At 46.9% G+C, this 17586-nt stretch carries 7 protein-coding genes; 3 read left to right on the forward strand and 4 right to left on the reverse strand.

All coding sequences use genetic code 11. The features are described 5' to 3' along the window. Positions 1-93: 93 nt before the first annotated feature. The gene (locus RIH33_RS13640) at positions 94-8343 is read right to left on the reverse strand and encodes an MBG domain-containing protein (RefSeq protein WP_406650871.1); all 8250 of its coding nucleotides are present in this window, start codon (positions 8341-8343) and stop codon (positions 94-96) included. Between the two features lie 139 nt (positions 8344-8482). Then, a complete protein-coding gene (locus RIH33_RS13645) occupies positions 8483-12553 on the reverse strand; it encodes an ATP-binding protein (RefSeq protein ID WP_406650872.1) in 4071 nt (1356 codons plus the stop codon). Positions 12554-12809: 256 nt separating this feature from the next. Here RIH33_RS13645 and RIH33_RS13650 point away from each other — a divergent pair, with 256 nt between their 5' ends. The 3 genes from RIH33_RS13650 to RIH33_RS13660 are packed head-to-tail and all read left to right on the forward strand — an operon-like array spanning position 12810 to position 14720. Next, positions 12810-13061 (forward strand): acyl carrier protein, encoded by a 252-nt coding sequence (locus RIH33_RS13650; protein ID WP_406650873.1) that lies wholly within the window; start codon positions 12810-12812, stop codon positions 13059-13061. Beyond that, on the forward strand, positions 13048-14235 hold the full coding sequence (locus tag RIH33_RS13655; RefSeq protein WP_406650874.1) for a cytochrome P450: 1188 nt from the start codon (positions 13048-13050) through the stop codon (positions 14233-14235). Before RIH33_RS13650 ends, RIH33_RS13655 begins: the two co-directional genes overlap by 14 nt. 8 nt (positions 14236-14243) lie before the next feature. Then, positions 14244-14720: a hypothetical protein gene (locus RIH33_RS13660; protein ID WP_406650875.1), complete on the forward strand. Its 477-nt coding sequence runs from the start codon at positions 14244-14246 to the stop codon at positions 14718-14720. A gap of 26 nt (positions 14721-14746) precedes the next feature. On the opposite strand, the gene RIH33_RS13665 is transcribed toward RIH33_RS13660, so the two are convergent. Both RIH33_RS13665 and lpdA read right to left on the reverse strand, forming a co-directional pair. Continuing rightward, positions 14747-15811 (reverse strand): Fic family protein, encoded by a 1065-nt coding sequence (locus tag RIH33_RS13665; protein ID WP_406650876.1) that lies wholly within the window; start codon positions 15809-15811, stop codon positions 14747-14749. A 124-nt stretch (positions 15812-15935) separates the two neighbouring features. Further along, on the reverse strand, positions 15936-17330 hold the full coding sequence (lpdA, locus tag RIH33_RS13670; protein ID WP_406650877.1) for a dihydrolipoyl dehydrogenase: 1395 nt from the start codon (positions 17328-17330) through the stop codon (positions 15936-15938). Positions 17331-17586 lie beyond the last annotated feature (256 nt).

Genomic DNA, 17586 nt, shown 5'->3' on the forward strand with positions numbered 1-17586 from the left:
TCATCTTGCGAGCAGACACAAAAAAACCAGCTCCCTGGGAGCTGGTTTAGTGACTCACCTAAAGGTCAGTCCGCCTTAGTATGGTCAAAACTTCTAGTGCTTTACGATCCTGTGGTGACTAACCAATTGACCTCCGGCATTGAGCACCCGAATGAGGTAAACACCTGAGCTAAGCTCACCCATTTGAATCGTCTTATTGGTTTCACTCTCCTGCAGAAGCACACCCATCAGGTCATACACTTTCACCCTCAGCCCTGCTTCACCGGCTACCATTATGCGTTCAGTGGCTGGATTCGGATATACTCTAATCTCATTTAGCACGGCTGTGCCCAATGGCAATACACTGGTCAGTACAAAACTCCCCTGGGCCGAACCCTGATAGTTGGTTTCGGTGATGGTTACCACTACTGCATAAGTACCCCCTTCGGTGGGTGCACCGGCGCTCCCATCATAAGTGATCTCGTAAGACAAGTCAGCCGGGTCAGTAGTTACGGTTGGCATTTTAGCACTACCATCCGCCTCCTGCTCCAGGTTACTTAGACTCACGGTAGCTGTAGCCCTGGTAATGGTAAGTGTACCCTCGGTATAACTAAAAGTATAATTCTGAGCTGCTCCACCAGAAGCAGTGATCGCATAAGTCCCCACATCGCTTGCCTCAATGGCAGTGCTGGAGACAGCAGGAACCGCTTCCAAATCTGCCTCCGAATCACTACCAATGTAACCCTGAATACTGGCGGTGAACTCAGGATTTTCTTTCCCGTAAATTCGGGTTTTGTCCTCTGCTGTTACTGTCAGGTCTGCTTTACCGGCCTCAAAACTCATACTCACTGAGGGTGCAGGGTTGAAAGATTCATCTCCATCCTGTGTAGCCAATATGGACACCTCTCCTACCCCGGTGAGACTCAGTTCCGAACCGGAAATGGTTGCCGGACCTGAGGTCACCACATATACCACCCCCAAACCCGAGCTTGCCGTAGCCTCCAGCGCAAATACATCTCCGTATTGCTTTCCGGAAATAGCTTCGAAAATGATCGCCTGAGCTAATTTGGAGGGGTCAGTCACATTAAAACTCAGACTCGTAGTTATCGCGGCGTGATAGTTCTGATTACCCGGCTGACTGGCGCGGATGATCACTGTACCCGTGCTGCCTGTAAGCGTAATAGTAGTGCCCGAGAGGCTCGCCGGACCGGTAATCTCATAGGTGAGTGGCAGATCAGAGCTTACAATGCCTATGATCTCAAAAGGATCATCTGTGACCAATTTATCTGCAATGGTTTCCAGCGCAATCGCCTGATCGGCCTTTTCTATTGTAAGGTTAGCTGACACATAAGTGAAGGTATAGTTACCGGCTTCACCGCCTGACACGACGATCTCATAAGTGCCGGCATCACTTTCCGCCGAAGCATTGCTGCTGATTGTTGGCATGGTCACCAGCACCTCCTCTCCTTCTCCATTCACAAAGCCTTCTAACTCATAAGTAAACTCCGGAAGGGCATCTCCGTAGACGATGATCTCCTCCTTTGCTGTGGCGGTAAGTGTAGCCCTGGCTACAGTAAACGAGCGGCTCTCTGTCGCAGGGTTGAAGGTATCATTCCCTGACTGACTGGCAGTGACAGTTACTTCTCCCACTCCTATGATTGTCAGTATGGAGCCATCAAGAACGGCAGGTCCCTCCACATCAAACGTAAGATCCAATTCTGAATCAGAGGAAGCTTCCAGTGCAATAGGAGTGGCTCCATAAATCTGGTCAGCAATTTCTGTGAACGAAATTGTCTGAGAGGTTTTGGTCGCATCGGTCACTATAAAGCTTACAGTCTCTGTTGCCGCAGCATTGTAGTTGGTACCGCCGGACTGACTTACCAACACTTCAACCACTCCGGTAACTCCTGTCAGTGTGATAAGGTTACCCTCATTGGTTGCAGGGCCGGTTACTTCATAGCTAAGTTCCAGACCAGAGGTGGTACTCGCCACCACCGTGAATGGTTCAGCAGCAACATCCTGATCAGCTATGGCTTCTATGCTAATCACCTGATCGGCCTTAACCACAGTGAGAACACCCTTGTCATAACCAAAGGAATAGTTGTCAGCCTCTGCACCAGAGCCTGTAATCTCATAGCTCCCTGCATCACTTGTCGCTGTGGCGGCTGTGGAGATGGTTGGTGCGGTAGTGATAACTGTGGCATCGTCAGCATTGACAAAACCGGAATACTCAAAGGTAAAACTCGGGTTTTCTGCTCCATACACTCTCTGCTGGTCATCAGGTGTCACGGTCAGGGTGGCTTTTCCCACTGTCAGACTGCCCTCCACGAGGATCAGGGAGTAGTTATCAGCGGATCCACCGGATAAGGTAATGGGATAGCTGCCCACTTCACTCAGTTCATCAGCCATCACCTCGGCAGAAGGCTCTGTAATTACAGCCACCGTCTCACCATTAACAAAGCCGGCATAACTAATCGTCAATTCAGGATTAACCGCGCCATAAACCTTACTCTTGGAATCTGCGCTGGCGGTGAGGGTCGCTTTGGTAATTTCGAATGTCATCTTGAGCGAAGCGGCATTGTACGCTTCATTGCCTGCCTGACGAGCAATAATACTGGCCGTACCTACCCCACTAATGCTTATCAGCTCATCCTCGAGCGCTATTGGACCTTCTGTGGTATAGGTCAGTTCCAGACCGGAATCGGTGAATGCTGAAAAGGAAAAAGGCGCAGCTCCATAAACCTTATCTGAAATAGAAACCATGGTAATCTCCTGCTTCAAACGGGTGGTATCCAGCACATCAAAGAGGATGGACTGGGTTTCTGCAGCCAGGTAATTGTTATCCCCTGCCTGATCGGCGTAGATCACCACCGTACCGGGAGCTCCACTCAGGGTCACTGTATTTCCTGACAAGCTGGCTGGCCCTTCTATGCTGAATGCCACTTCCAGGCCAGAAGTAGCCGTAGCCGTCACCTCAAACGGCTCATCTATAATCTTCTTCTCCGGGACTTCCTCAATGGAAATTTCCTGACTGGCCGGATCAACCGTGAGTAGTCCATCTACAAGGGTAAGCGTGTAATTGATAGCTGATCCGTTTGACAACTCAATCGGATAAGTACCGGCATCCGATTCTACCGTGGCGGTGGTGGAAATAGAGGGTAAGCTTTCGAGATCCTCCACATCATCACCATTTTCAAACCCGGAATAGGTCACGGTCAACTCGGGATTTTCCTCACCGTAAGTTTTGGATTGATCATCAGCGGTTACAGTGAGTCCTTTTTGGGTAACTGTGAGGAGTCCATCCTCAAGAGTGAGCACATAATTATCCGCAGACCCATCCGTAAGGGTAATGTCGTAAGTACCCACTCCACTCAGCTCTGTAGCACTGGTGACGGCAGTAGGCTCCACAATATCTGCTGGATCATCTTCATTCAAAAATCCTGAATAGGAAATGGTGAATTGCGGATTTTCCACCCCATAAACCCTGGTCTTCGCATCAGCAGTAGCTGTCAACTGTGCTTTCTCTACGGTCAACTGGCCATCTTCATAAACGAGATCATAGTTGTCATCACTCCCGTCTTTCTCAACAGACAGAATGTATATGCCTGCATCGCCTACAGTTTCTGAAACAATTACTCCGGATGGCTCCTCATCAACCACACCCGCTGTTTCATCCAGCACAAAACCAGCATAACTATAGGTGTATGTTGGTTCCAAATCACCATAGGTCATGGATTGGTCGTCTGCCGTTACGGTAAGCGGTGCTTTAGTGACAGTAAGAACTCCAGTCTCATATGCCAGCACATAGTTATTGTCCTCTCCACCTGACAGGGTGATGTCATAGGTTCCTACCTCGCTGGTCACAGTCGCATCGGTAGACCCAGAAGGAGGGGTATCAACCACCGAACCATCATCCTCATTCACCAAGCCCAAATAAGAAAAGGTGAACGCTGGAAGTTCGGCACCATAAGCCTTACTTTTCGCATCTGGAATTGCTGTGAGTAGCGCCTTATTGATCGTGAGTGGCTGGGTGATCTGGGCTGCCTCATAGTAGTCATTCCCGGCAAAATAAGCCCGAACATCTGCCTGACCTGCCCCCTCAATGGTTACTGAGGACCCATCGATGGCTATTTGGTCTGTGTCCTCGCTATCAAAAAGTACCTGCAACCCCTCGATGATGGAAGCGTCCAGTTCAAAACCTTCGTCACCATAAGTCACACTTTCCAGTTCGGTAAAAACAAGCTCAGGATCAAGCTTGGTGAAAGTCCAGCCTGGATTATTTCCCAAATCGAGCGTGGCCACCCCGATAAAATCAGCAGCGCCTCTGGCTTCAATACCATAAAGCTCACCCCATTTCAACTCAATGGTCTCGGCATCTGAGTAAATACGAGAAGGTACCGGATGCTCATCGCCTCTCGATAAGGTAATGGGATCTTCCTGCGAGCCCCCTTCGGCGGTCAGCGCATCAAAAGACAAGTGACTTTTAAACAGTACGGTCAAGTCTGTGCCTCCATCCAGGATGAGTTCATTCATATGAAAATAGGTACCAACCTCTACCTCTCCACTCAAAGTAACCTGCCCGACACTACCCATTGCGCTACCTCCAAAAGTACCTCCCGAGGGCATCGAAATGGAACAATCGGTACCAGTAACCTCCTCATCAGAAACCACATAGAAAGACTCACCTATCTCAAAGCTGGCGCCAGAAAGATCCACGGTAGAAGTCATATTGTCCAGGTGCAAATCCCCTATGGTAAAAACGTCTGCTCCAAAGTCGATTCCTCCTCCAGTTACTTCCAGGGATTCCAGATTCAGACCCTCTGGAATGCTCAACACATTATCATCACTACTCTCGGCATATATCTTCAGCGATTTATTGAATGTGGCCCCATTCGCATCAAAAGTGTGTACATCATAGAGGTAGAATTCCTGTACATCAAATTGAGCTTTGTCACTCAGCACAGCAGATCCGAAAACCGTCAGCCGCAGCACATCTGATGATGAATAGGAATAAAACCTGACAGGCGAATCCATTCCGCTCATATCAAGATTAGCTACCTGGTGTCCATTTGGATGAATGATCACCCCCAATAAGCCTTGACTATCGAAAGATTCGGCATCAAAGTACACATTGTCATGGCGGCCCGGAGCCCTTGTATGGAGTTCGGACCCACCGGATGTCGTGGCCCAGCTAGTGGGGCTTGACCACTGAGCTCCATTGGTTGGAGCTACCCAATAAAAATCCAAAGCTTCTGTTCCATTGATGGTCCACCCTGTATTGTTCCCGGCATCTACACTTTCATTGGCCGTGAAGTTGGCTCCACCGGTGGCTTCAGAATCCGATATTATCAGCGCGTTGGCACTGATACTGGCATAAGATGGCATTGAAAAAGTATACTGAGTTCCCGGAATGCTGCTCTTCATCACATTAGGATTGGATACTAAGCTGTACATAGAGAGGTTTTGCAAGATCTCAATAGTAGAACCCGCTAAGAAAGTAATTTCACTTCCCGAAGTAATACTCAGGGTATTGGCTGTCACATCCGACTCCACGTTTACCTTGCCATTGAACTTTAGGTAATAGACCCCCTGGTTCTTACGATCGGCATATCTATTGGTAACCTCGATCTGAGCATACCCTTTGGTGAGCGTACCCGATGAATACCAGGACAAAAGGAAGTTCTCTGCAACAATGATAGCCTTGCCCAAATCAACAGTGGTGTTATTGTAGGTGTAATATTCTTTAAGGACTATATCTGTATAGGCTACCCCATCATTGAATACAATCCCACCCCGCTGATGATCGATATTCACCTCAGGGGCATTTAAGTCTCCGACGATTTCCACCGCACCTGCGTCTTTGTATATGTACCATTCATGCTCGCCAAATGTTGCGCCATCCGCCGTGAGCGTTTGATTGGAATCTGATTCAAAATACATTTCGAGATCAATGGTGGCCTTTGGATCAAAATTCAGCGACCTGATAGGATGTAGGTGCCCTTTTTGACCTTCACCTTTCAGCGACATTGTATTGGACAATGAAACCATGGAAAGGTCGTTGAATATCACTGGTGAAGAAACTGTCACCACACTATTATCTTCACTGAATGAGTTAGCATCAAAAATGACATTGTCGTAGTAAGAAGGTAAACGCATCATTAGATCGTCACCTCCGGAGGAAGCCGCCCAATGATTTTCATAATCATCCCAATCTCCTGACCCACCTACCCAATAAAAATCTGTAGGCGCGGCAGCTCCATCGAAAATCCAGCCCGTATTTCCTCCCAAATCAAGGGAATTGGTGGCCGTGAATACCGCCTCACCTGTGCCATTGATATTCGTCAACGACACATTTTCTGCCGACACAGCCTCTGAATCATTGACGAAACTGAGCTCAGAATTTGCGCTGATAAAAATAGCCTGCACAGTGCCATCCGCGATTAGCTGATCAAAAGTGATATCCCTTGAAGCATAATTCCCAAAAGATACCATCGCACCTGGCCTGAACTCTAAAGTATTAAAGGTCATATCGTCCACGTTTGCCACCCTCACGTCTCCGTTAAATATCAAATGGTTAAGTGCCGGATCGTCATAGTCCATGTAGCCATCCAGGGTTCCCCCTAGGCCAGTATTAAATATCTCAACAGATGACTGATTATTGTCCATGAGCTTTGACCCGTCCCATACTCTCAGGTAACCTGTTTTCACGGTGGAATTGGAAATATCCAAATAGCCAGACTCATAACCAAGTTGTAACCAGTCCGCTTCCAGAGAAAACCCATCCAGAGTCACTGTGCCTTGATCATCTGTTCCACCGAAATAAAACTTACTCAAGACCAGGTCTCCCAACATCCTGTAGTTACCAATGCCTTGCATATAGATATCATAGGACACCTGAGGATCACCATTTGGGTGAATGGTCTGATCACCGGCACCCGAAAAGTGAAGCTCTGTCAAATTGGTTTCGAACAATGGGTCTGAACGAAGGGATCCATTGATGTGCAACACTCCATGTTGGCTGGTGGAAGGGAATTCATGTGTAGTATACAGGTACAGCTTGTCTGTCAGGTCGTTAATCATCAGGCTCCCCATGAAAAGATCAGTGGAGTCAGTATACACTACCGTTTCGCCGGCCGTAGACCGCTCATCGAAGTAGACGTGATCGTAAAGATCTGGAACTGATGAATGGAAAATACTGCCACCAGAGGAGGTGGCCCAGTGGTTTGCATAGTCTTCCCAGGCTCCTGATCCACCTACCCAGTAGTAATCATTGAATACCGGTCCGGTGATATTCCACCCGGAATTATTTCCTCCATCAATAGAATTGGTGGCCTCATAGGTCTGACCGCCGGTGATCTTTATATCCGTAAGCTGAACCCAATCTGCGGAGACTTCTGCCCCATCAGACATGATCAATGACACCTGTGATCCCGGGTAATAGCTTCTCAGTTTAACGGGACTCTCCTGAGTGCCATTTATAGCCAAACTACCTGTAATGGTCAAAGCATCTCCTTCCGAAAAAAGAAAATTCAAGTTACTGCCTGCTTCAAGTATTAGATTTTGAAAGACAGCCTGGCGCAGACCTTGAGGTAGCACATCTGAGTAAATAACGAATGTATTGTACTCCACGCCAATCCCATTATTATCAAACCGTAGGTTATTCAAATTTGCCCCAGCAGTTATTACGCTGGTTCCAGCCACGAATTCAAAGCCAGCTTCACCACTGAAGAAGTAATTCGATTGAACGTTAATATTTGCATCCGCTAAATCAATCTTGTCTCCCGCGCCTCCGTTTTCATAAAAGCTATTGAGTGTTAAAGTAAGTCCATCATCCAGGTACAGACGGCCGGATTCATGATACAACCTGCCAGAGGTCATGTCTGATATAAGGATGTACGCACCCCCTCCTTCGAAGAAAATATCGTCCTTCATGTTGGCGCCATTGAAACCGACAGTTATGGAGTCACTCGCCTCGGTCAGGATGTAGACATCCTCAAAACTAACATGGCTGTTCAGGGATACATTTCCATAGATATTCACAAAATCCTGAGAATAATGAGTATTGTCAAATACTATGTCAAATGCAGTGGAGCTGGTGGTTATATCCCTCACATTATAGGGGTCGTCTATGGTCACGGTAAAGTCTTCCGTACCTGAGTTATCGTCAAAGATGACGTTGATGGTCTCGTCCGGGAGGCTGTTGACTGGTTCTCCGCCACTGGTAGCTGACCAGTGGGCACCATCGTTCCAGTTACCTTCCCCACCGATCCAATAGTAGGTCTCCACTACCAGCAGTTCTGTGGCGGAAACTTCCCGCCCCAGTAAGAGGGTGACAATTAGGGTAAAATAGAAATGTACTTTCATGATTTTTGCGGTTTGGTGTGATTCAAAAACTGGTCTGGTTTAGACCAGTTAGTAAAGACCAAATGTATCATGAGAGTCACCACCCATACCCGACATATTACCCTGAAGAATCGGACAAATGCCTGTCAATAGAAAAGAATCAGGCTTTTAGGAGGTCAGAAGGGCGCTTACCGAAGCGCTGCGTGAACTGAGAAGAGAAATATTCTGCCTTATCAAAACCCACCAGATTGGCGGCTTCAGCCACCGTGTGGACACGCTTTGCCATTAATAATTCCCTGGATTTTTGAAGGCGCACTTCCTTGATCAACTGCTGCGGACTCAAGCCGGAAATGGCTCTGATTTTTCGCTGGAGCTGGCGCTCACTCATAGCCAACTCTGAGGCCAGATAACTCACCGAAAGCAGGCCGCTCGTAAGCTGTTCAGAAACAATGGCCTGGAGGCGCTTCATAAACTCCTGATCTACCGTGAGTGGCTGATCAATCGTCTCCGGATCCTTTCTGGCAATTCTATTTTGCAGAATATTTTTCACCCTGGCCAGCAGCTCCCACTTGTTGAAAGGCTTGGTGAGATAATCATCCACTCCGGCCGTAAGGGCTTGCAGCTTATCCTCCTCTGAGGATCGGGCCGTGAGCATCACGAGCGACAAGCCGCTGTGTCGTGGTTCATTTTTAATCCTACTCATCAGTTCAAAGCCATCCAATCTGGGCATCATCCAATCTGAAATGAGAATATCAAATCTCTTTGATTCCAGGTGTTCCCATGCCTCTGCACCATCTGCAGCCTGGGCCACCAGAAAATATGGCTCAAAGATATGAGAGATAAAAGCACGCATCTCCGTATTGTCTTCGGCTATCAGAACAGAAGGTGTATCCACTTCAAAGAGGTCCGAATAAATTTCGGCACTCTGTATCAGGCCTTGCAAAATGTCTTTTTTGAAAGACTCATCTTCTGGAATTATCTCATTCCCCCCACCTTCAGACAGCTCCACGGGAAAATCAAAAGTAAATTCCGTACCCTTACCAAAAGCACTCTTTACGGATAATTGCCCTCCAAACAAGTGGGCCAATTCTCTGGAAAGTGCCAGGCCGATGCCCGTGCCGCCCTGGGCCTTATTATCTTTCTCAGCCTGATAAAATCGGTCGAAAACAAACGGAAGGTCATCTGCATCGATACCAGGACCGGTATCGGAAACGGTAATACTTATACCTCCATCCGAATGAGGGTAAACTACGGAAAGATGAATTTCACCCCCATCGGGAGTGAACTTGATCGCGTTGGAGAGGAGATTATTGATAATCTTGCTGAATTTCTTTTCATCGATCATCAGAGTGAGGTCTTCAGGCGCTTCAAATGCCAACTCCCCAACAATCCTTTTTTGCGCAAATCGAAAAGCATAGGAGGCAAAAAGCTGATCAATGAGTTCACGTATCGGCACGGGATTTTTGATCAGCTTAAGTTTCCCGGCTTCCAGTTTTGCAAGGTCCAGGATTTCCTCCACCAACTTTAGCAGGTTGCCACCATTAGCGCGGGCTGTTTGTAGTGCCTTTGAGATCTCTGGATTCACCGGGCCAAGATCTCCTTCTATGATCACCTCCAAAGGGGCGTTGATCAGCGTCAGAGGTGTCCTCAGCTCATGTGAAATATTGGCAAAGAATTTTGACTTCACCTTATCAAGTTGCTGGAGCCTTATCGACTGTTTTTGAATCACCTCTTTATCGGACTCGGCTTTGTCTCGCTGGGCTTTGAGTTCGCCGGTGCGCTCTGCGACTACTTTTTCCAGCTCCTCCTTTTGCCTTTGTATCCGCCTCACTCTGTAAATAAAAAATCCTCCCAATCCTGAAAAAGTAAGGATCATCAGTAAAACCCTGAACCACCAGGTTTGCCACCATGGTGGCAAAATCTCAATAATCACAGATGTCGAATCCCCCCAGAGGCCATCATTATTAGCTGCTCGCACTTCCAAATGATACCTTCCTGTCGATAGCTTGGGAAGATTTAACGTCCGTCTGTCACCCAAATTTTTCCACTCCTCCTTGTCAGAGAGACGGTATGCATATTGTACTTTGTTGGCATGGAGAAAAGCCGGAGCCACAAATGAAAATGATAAGTCATTCTCAGCATATGACAAGCTGACTGACCCCTCAGAAGCATGCCTGAGCCGTTCAGGATTACTCACATCATTGATAATGAAATCTTCAAAAAAGACCTTGAGCTTAGTTGGGTTCAGGATTACTTCATTCGGATTAAAGACATTGATTCCGTTCTGTCCTCCAAAATAGAAATCCCCACTTTCCCCACGGTGAGATACTTCATTAAACACCCTGCTCTGCAGACCATCCTCCACTGTAAAAGCATGAAACTGGCCTGTACGCGTGTCGAATCTTCCCATGCCATTCTTGGAGGTTAACCAGATGAATTTTCCATTCTCTTCAGCAATCAAAGCCGTAATTTCATTGGTCAGGGTGCCTTCTGAAACATAGGACCGGTAGGACTCGTCGGAGGTATTAAACTTAATGAGTCCTACATTCTGTGTGCCCAACCAAAGGATGCTGTCAGAGGTTGCTACTATGGAGGTTATAGTTGGCTCAAAGAAATCCTTTGTATGGTAGAAAAATTGTTTGACCTCTTCGGTATCCGTATTCATCCGAAACAGACCACTGCGGACTGACGACACCCATAGGGTGGTTTGGTCAGCGCACAACATCGCCTTGATCGATCTGGAATCCTGATATAAATTGGTACTCCCCTTTGAAAAAAAAGATTTCGTCTCTCCGGATTTCAGATTGAGCCGGTGCAACCCGTCGCTCAGGGTTCCAATCCAGAAAATATCCTCATCCAATGCCAACACCGTAGGGTGTTTTTCGGATTTCCCACCGCCATATTCATAAGTCTTCCCTGGATTCAATAGTGAATCCATTACCACCACCGCATGGCCAGATACCACAAACACCTCTCCATTGGCATTCAGGAGTCGAGCCCGCGGTTCATCCAACCAACTAAAATCCAAAGCCTTCACAGATTGATCGCTCTTGTCAACCTGAAAAAGTCCCCTGGAAGAAACTGCCAGCACAATATCCGGGCTCAACTCCAGCACATCCTTCACCACATGCCTGCCCTCATTGAATCGCCCTCCCAGATAGTGTTGAACCTTCTTACCTATGGGATTCCAGTAATTGAGGCCACCCTGCCCATCGGCACCTGCCCATATACCACCATCCCGATCCTTAAATAATGTCCAGATCATATCGCTTGAAAGGCTTCCCGGCACCCGATCATTCTCGCGCAGGTGGCCCTTAAACCTGTCATTTTCCTTATCAAAAAGATTGATTCCTCCCCGATAGGTACTTACCCATATCCGATCATACTCATCTTCCAAAATTCCCCAGACAAACTGATTGGACAACCCTTCAGGTCCATGCTCTTCAAAAAATTCGAACTGCTCCGACTTGACCTGGTAATAAGCCAGCCCGCCATCTGTCCCCAACCAAAAGTCTCCGGCTGAATCCTGATAAATCTTGCGGACAATTTGCCTTTTTACATCCTCTCCTGGAATGAAAAACTCTTCGAATTCATCACTATCTGACCTGTAGATTTTGATCCCACCTCCATCTGTCCCCACCCAGATAGCACCCTCGAGATCCTCATATATGGTATTGATTCTGTTGTAGGAATGGACACCGCTTCGCTCAGAGTCCTCAAAATCACGTGGCTCTTTGTACCTCAAAAAATTTCTGGAAGTGGGCCGATAGCGGTTTAGTCCCTTCTGAGTACCCACCCACACCCGATGCCTGGAATCCACAAAAACACACCGCACATAGTTGTCGCTAAGGCTATTTTCATCAAGTGAGTCAAAATAGAAATGCTGAACCTCTCCTCCATTGGGGTTCACAAGATTGAGGCCATAGTCACTACCCACCCACACCATACCGGAGGCATCTATCGCAAGCCCGAAAAGTATATTGTGGGATAAACCCAAAGAATCACCAGGCACACTGAAATAGTGCTTAAACTGTAATCCATCAAACCGATTGAGGCCGTGCTCGGTAGCCAGCCACAAATAGCCCGCTAAATCCTGCTCAATATTGCGGATAATGGAGTTGGAGAGGCCATCCTCTATGTTCCATTTCTGAAATGTCACCGCTTCAGGCTGTCCCAAAACCACAGACCATGAGTAGATGGCCAGAATACAGACAATACTTTTTAATTTCAAATGATCAAGTAAATTCAAGGCAACGCAAGAAAGCTTAAACAGGGTCCTTAAACTAACCATGGCAACCCTTTTTCCATTGAAACTTTCGATAGAGCATAAGTTTATCCGGTTCAACTGCCAATACCCAAGTACACACCCTATGACTGACTCTTGATCAAATTGACAATAAAACCTTTAAATTTGATTCGAGTCTAAAGGTCCGCTTAATCGTTCTGATGTGACCTTTTTTGGAAAAGAAGCCTATTGTCAAAGAAAAATGATCACTACCGCAGAAATAGAATCCTTGATCAAAGAAATGATTTCCAAAGAAACGGGAATCAGGCTGACCGACATGAGTAGTCAGTCCAGCTTTCACCAACTGGGACTGGACTCTGTGAATTCTTTGTTTCTGCTCGGAGATTTGGAAGATGCTTTAAACCTCGACATTGACCCATTAAGTCTCTATGACAACCCGACCATTGAGTCATTCTCTGCCTATATCAACAACCTGCAAAATGCGCGCATCTGAGATCTGGCAGCCGTCCCTTCCTGATTTCATTGAGCACCCTTATCCGGCATATGCAGAATTGCTGGATCAATCACCCGTTTTTCAGGCGGTAACAGGCGACTATGTAATCCTGGGATATGAAGATGTCAAACAAGTACTCCTGGACAAAACCTGTCTGACTGGTGCCCGTGCCGCCTGGGCTCAAAAAATGAGCGAATATGGTGCCACCCGTGGAATGGACTACAGTAAAAGCGCAGCAGGAATGGCGGGCATGCTCATTCAGATGAACCCACCCGTGCATACCGCCTTGAGAAGTGCCCTGAGCAACCACTGGCCAGATAAAGAACGCCTTCATACCATGGCTTCAGACCTCTGTGCAGACATAGTGGATTCGCTCCCCTCAGGATCCTTTGATCTGGTGGCAGAAGTCTCTAAAAAACTCCCTCTCTATATGATCTGTGACCTGATGGGTATTCACAGAGACGATGGAAAGAACCTTATAGATGATGGATTTCAAATGGTCCAGTTATTGGACCCTTACCTGTCCATCAGAGATCTGGAAAAGATTGAAATAGCCGCGGGTCACCTGCACAGCTTTTTTCAAAGTTTCCTTCAGGAGGTGGATCCTCAGTCCGGGTCTCTTTCTGGCTCAATTAAAAAACTGTACCCAAATCCTAAGGAGGCCATCGCACCGATGATTTTTTTGTTTATCGCCGGTTTTGAGACTACCTCTGCGCTTATCAGCAATTGTCTAAAGCTTCTTATTGAAGAAAAATCGTTGACTTCCCAACTTCGGGATAATGATGACCTGATAGAAAATTTCGTATTGGAGGTGCTGCGTGTTTATACCCCTGTGCAACTCACCGGACGAACCAACTCACAGTTGATGGTACTATCTGGAGTCGAAATCCCCAAAAACAGCACACTCACATTATGCATAGGATCTGCCAACAGAGATCCCGCCCACTTTCCAAACCCGGACAAACTGGATTTGAACCGAATTAAATATGATCACCTGGCCTTTGGCTACGGCATGCACCACTGTCTCGGTAGACAGATGGCACAGATAGAAGCCATTGAACTCATAAAAAATATGCTGCCTTTGATGGAGCAACTCTCTATTGCCAGCCCTCCACCACCCAAAACCAAACTAACGATACAGAGTGTTACCACCCTGATGGTCACAAGATCTTAATACCCGCTATGGAACAACTGACTTTTGAAAACGTGTGGGGAGAAAAATCCCCGGCCCTGATAGAAGAAATTAGCAACAAATGGAAATCACTTGGCGTGATACCTCCTGGCGACATTCCTGAAAAACGGGCCAGACAAGTAGTCTTTCTCATCAGAAATGAAAAAAGGGAAATCGTAGGCATTTCCACAGCTTATAACATCCGAATAGAACAGCTGGGGAACCATTTACTAGCATTCAGAAGCATGCTGGATCCACAGTATCGAATACCCGGACTTTTTATCAAGCTTGTTCATAGCTCTTTCGACTATCTGGAGTCCATACATCATACACTGGAGCCACAGCCCATTGGACTCATTGCTGAAATAGAGAATTCCAACCTCCTGAAGCTCCGGGATGCCGTGACCAGTACCGGATTTATCTTTATTGGGTACTCCTCCAGAAAGCTCCCACTTAGAGTCAGGTACTTTAAAGGAGCAAAGTTTTAAGACAACTGCCCACCAGGGGCAGCTGCTTAAATGAGCTCAAGATGAGCCCGGATAGATCTCAGTGACTCGTCTACAACCAATTCATAGAAAGGTTCAGGATTGTTACCCTCCTGAATAGACTGAAGTGCGCGATAATACTGCATCCGGCTTTCAGTGCTTCCTTTGATATTAGCTCTGGTGTAGCCATTTCTTAGCAAAATAAGATTCATTACCAACCTGGCGGTACGCCCATTACCATCTATAAACGGATGGATGCTTACCAGTCGCTCATGCATCTCTGCGGCCAAAATCACGGGATGAAGTCGCAATTTGTGGGCTTCATAATACTCAAAATAGTCCTCCATCAACTTATCCAATAGATAGGGCTGCGGAAGTTCAGTCTCACTCCCTGAAATCCTGACGGGCACCTGTCTGTATCTCCCGGCATTGGCGGTATCCACCTCCTTTAGGATCAGCCGATGGATTTCCATGAGTGTTCGCCTACCCAAATCTTCGTTTCGCTCTACTATGCCCCTGACAAACGCTATGGCTTCCGAATGATTGATTACTTCCAAATGCTCACGCATGGACTTGCCACCTATCGTCAATCCTTCGTTCACCACCAGAGCCGTTTCCTGCAGCGATAAGGTATTCCCTTCTATCCGATTGCTTTCATAAGTATATTCCACATCGAAGAATGCATGCATTCTCTGAAGCTGTGCAGGGCTCAGTACTGGCCTCGCTGCCCATTGGGTTTTCAGCGCATCCAGATTTTCCAATTTAAATGTCATGCGCTCTGAAAGGCTTGGTGGGTCAAGAACCCTTTGGCTCGCCAGGTACTCCACCCTGGATTCGGCTACACGAAGTACCTCCCTGGCTTCCGGATAATATTGTATCATTCCCACCAATTTCTCTGCCATCCATTCTATCCTTGCAGTTCTCATATCCAGGCCTAGAATCTCGCCTAAAACACTAAGCTGCTTCTCAGTGGGCATACGACTTCCATTTTCAAATCTACTGAGCAGTGTTTGATCAATATTAGCTTTGGCAGCCAGCTCCTTGAGCTTGAGCTCCTTGGTAAAGCGTCCTTCCTTCAAAATATTCCCAATCATGACAAAAAAGTTATTGACAATAATAGTCAATTTTTTGCGCACAAAAAAACTCCCATAAAAAAAACAGAGAGCCAGAATATAATCCGGCTCTCTGCTAAAGATCCTCAAAATGTTTTTGACAATTTTAAATATGAATCACCTCATCATAGGCAGCGGCGGCGGCCTCCATGATGGCCTCACTCATCGTAGGGTGTGGATGCACAGACTTTACGATCTCATGCCCTGTGGTTTCCAGCTTTCTGGCTACGACAGCCTCCGCGATCATCTCAGTCACATTGGCTCCTATCATGTGGCATCCTAGCCACTCGCCGTATTTTGCATCAAAAATCACCTTCACAAAACCATCTTTATGCCCGGCGGCACTTGCTTTGCCTGAAGCTGAGAACGGAAATTTCCCCACCTTGATCTCATATCCGGCATCTTTGGCTTGCTGCTCCGTCATACCTACAGAGGCAATTTCAGGTGAGCAGTAGGTACAGCCCGGGATGTTCCCGTAGTTCAATGGCTGCGGATTTTCACCAGCAATTTTCTCCACACAGATAATCCCCTCTGCGGAGGCCACGTGTGCCAATGCCGGACCATGCACTATGTCACCAATTGCATATACTCCGTCCACATTGGTTTTGTAAAAATCATCAACTATCACCTTACCGCGCTCGGTTTTCACGCCTGTCTCCTCAAGGCCGATGCCTTCCAGGTTGGTAGATACGCCAACTGCAGACAGTACCACATCACACTCCAGTATTTCTTCTCCTTTTTTGGTTTTCACAGTCACTTTGCAGCCCTTGCCCTTGGTATCCACCTTGGTTACCTCACTGCTTGTCATGATGCTGATGCCACTCTTTTTGAAATTTCTCTCCAGTGCCTTGCTCACTTCTTCATCCTCTACAGGCACCACCCTATCCATAAATTCCACAATGGTCACGTCTGTCCCAATAGACTTATAGAAATAGGCAAACTCTACTCCTATGGCACCGGATCCTACCACAATCATCTTCTTGGGCTGCTTATCCATGACCATGGCCTTGCGATACCCAATGATTTTCTCATTATCTATAGGCATAGATGGTAATTCCCGCGATCGCCCACCTGTTGCCAGGATTATGCTGTTGGCCTCATAAACGGTTTTCTTTCCCGCTTCATCTGTCACCTCTACCTTCTTGCCCTTCTGAAGTTTACCGAAACCATTGATTACTTCAATCTTATTTTTCTTGAACAGAAACTGAATGCCCTTGCTCATGCCACCGGCTACTTCACGACTCCTCTTCACCATCCCTCCAAAGTCGACAGAAGCACCCTTCACATCTATGCCATAGTCTTTCGCATGTGAAATATATTCAAACACCTGAGCACTCTTCAGGAGTGCTTTGGTAGGAATACACCCCCAGTTGAGGCAAATCCCGCCTAGTTCAGCCTTCTCTACCACTGCCACTTTCAAACCAAGCTGTGATGCTCGAATTGCTGCCACGTATCCACCAGGACCACTCCCAATTACTATTAAATCATATTTTGATGCCATATTCTAACTATTTAATCCGGTTATTGACGGTCGCAAATTTAAGCCAGTAGGGTTTAGAAAAAAATTTGATTCCATAAAGCATGACCTCTTACCCCCGCGATGCGGAAAAAACTGTGGGATTTACCAACGATTTATCTGAAAATCCAACAACTCATTAAGCCCTCAATTTCCTTCATGAAAATAAAAACCACTGAGTATCAGTCATTTGAAACAAGACTGGGGATTTGGCACAGTTCTGTTAGGTCCCTTATCAAAC

Origin of the sequence: Marinoscillum sp. (assembly GCF_040222955.1) — a bacterium.
Taxonomy (GTDB): domain Bacteria; phylum Bacteroidota; class Bacteroidia; order Cytophagales; family Cyclobacteriaceae; genus Marinoscillum.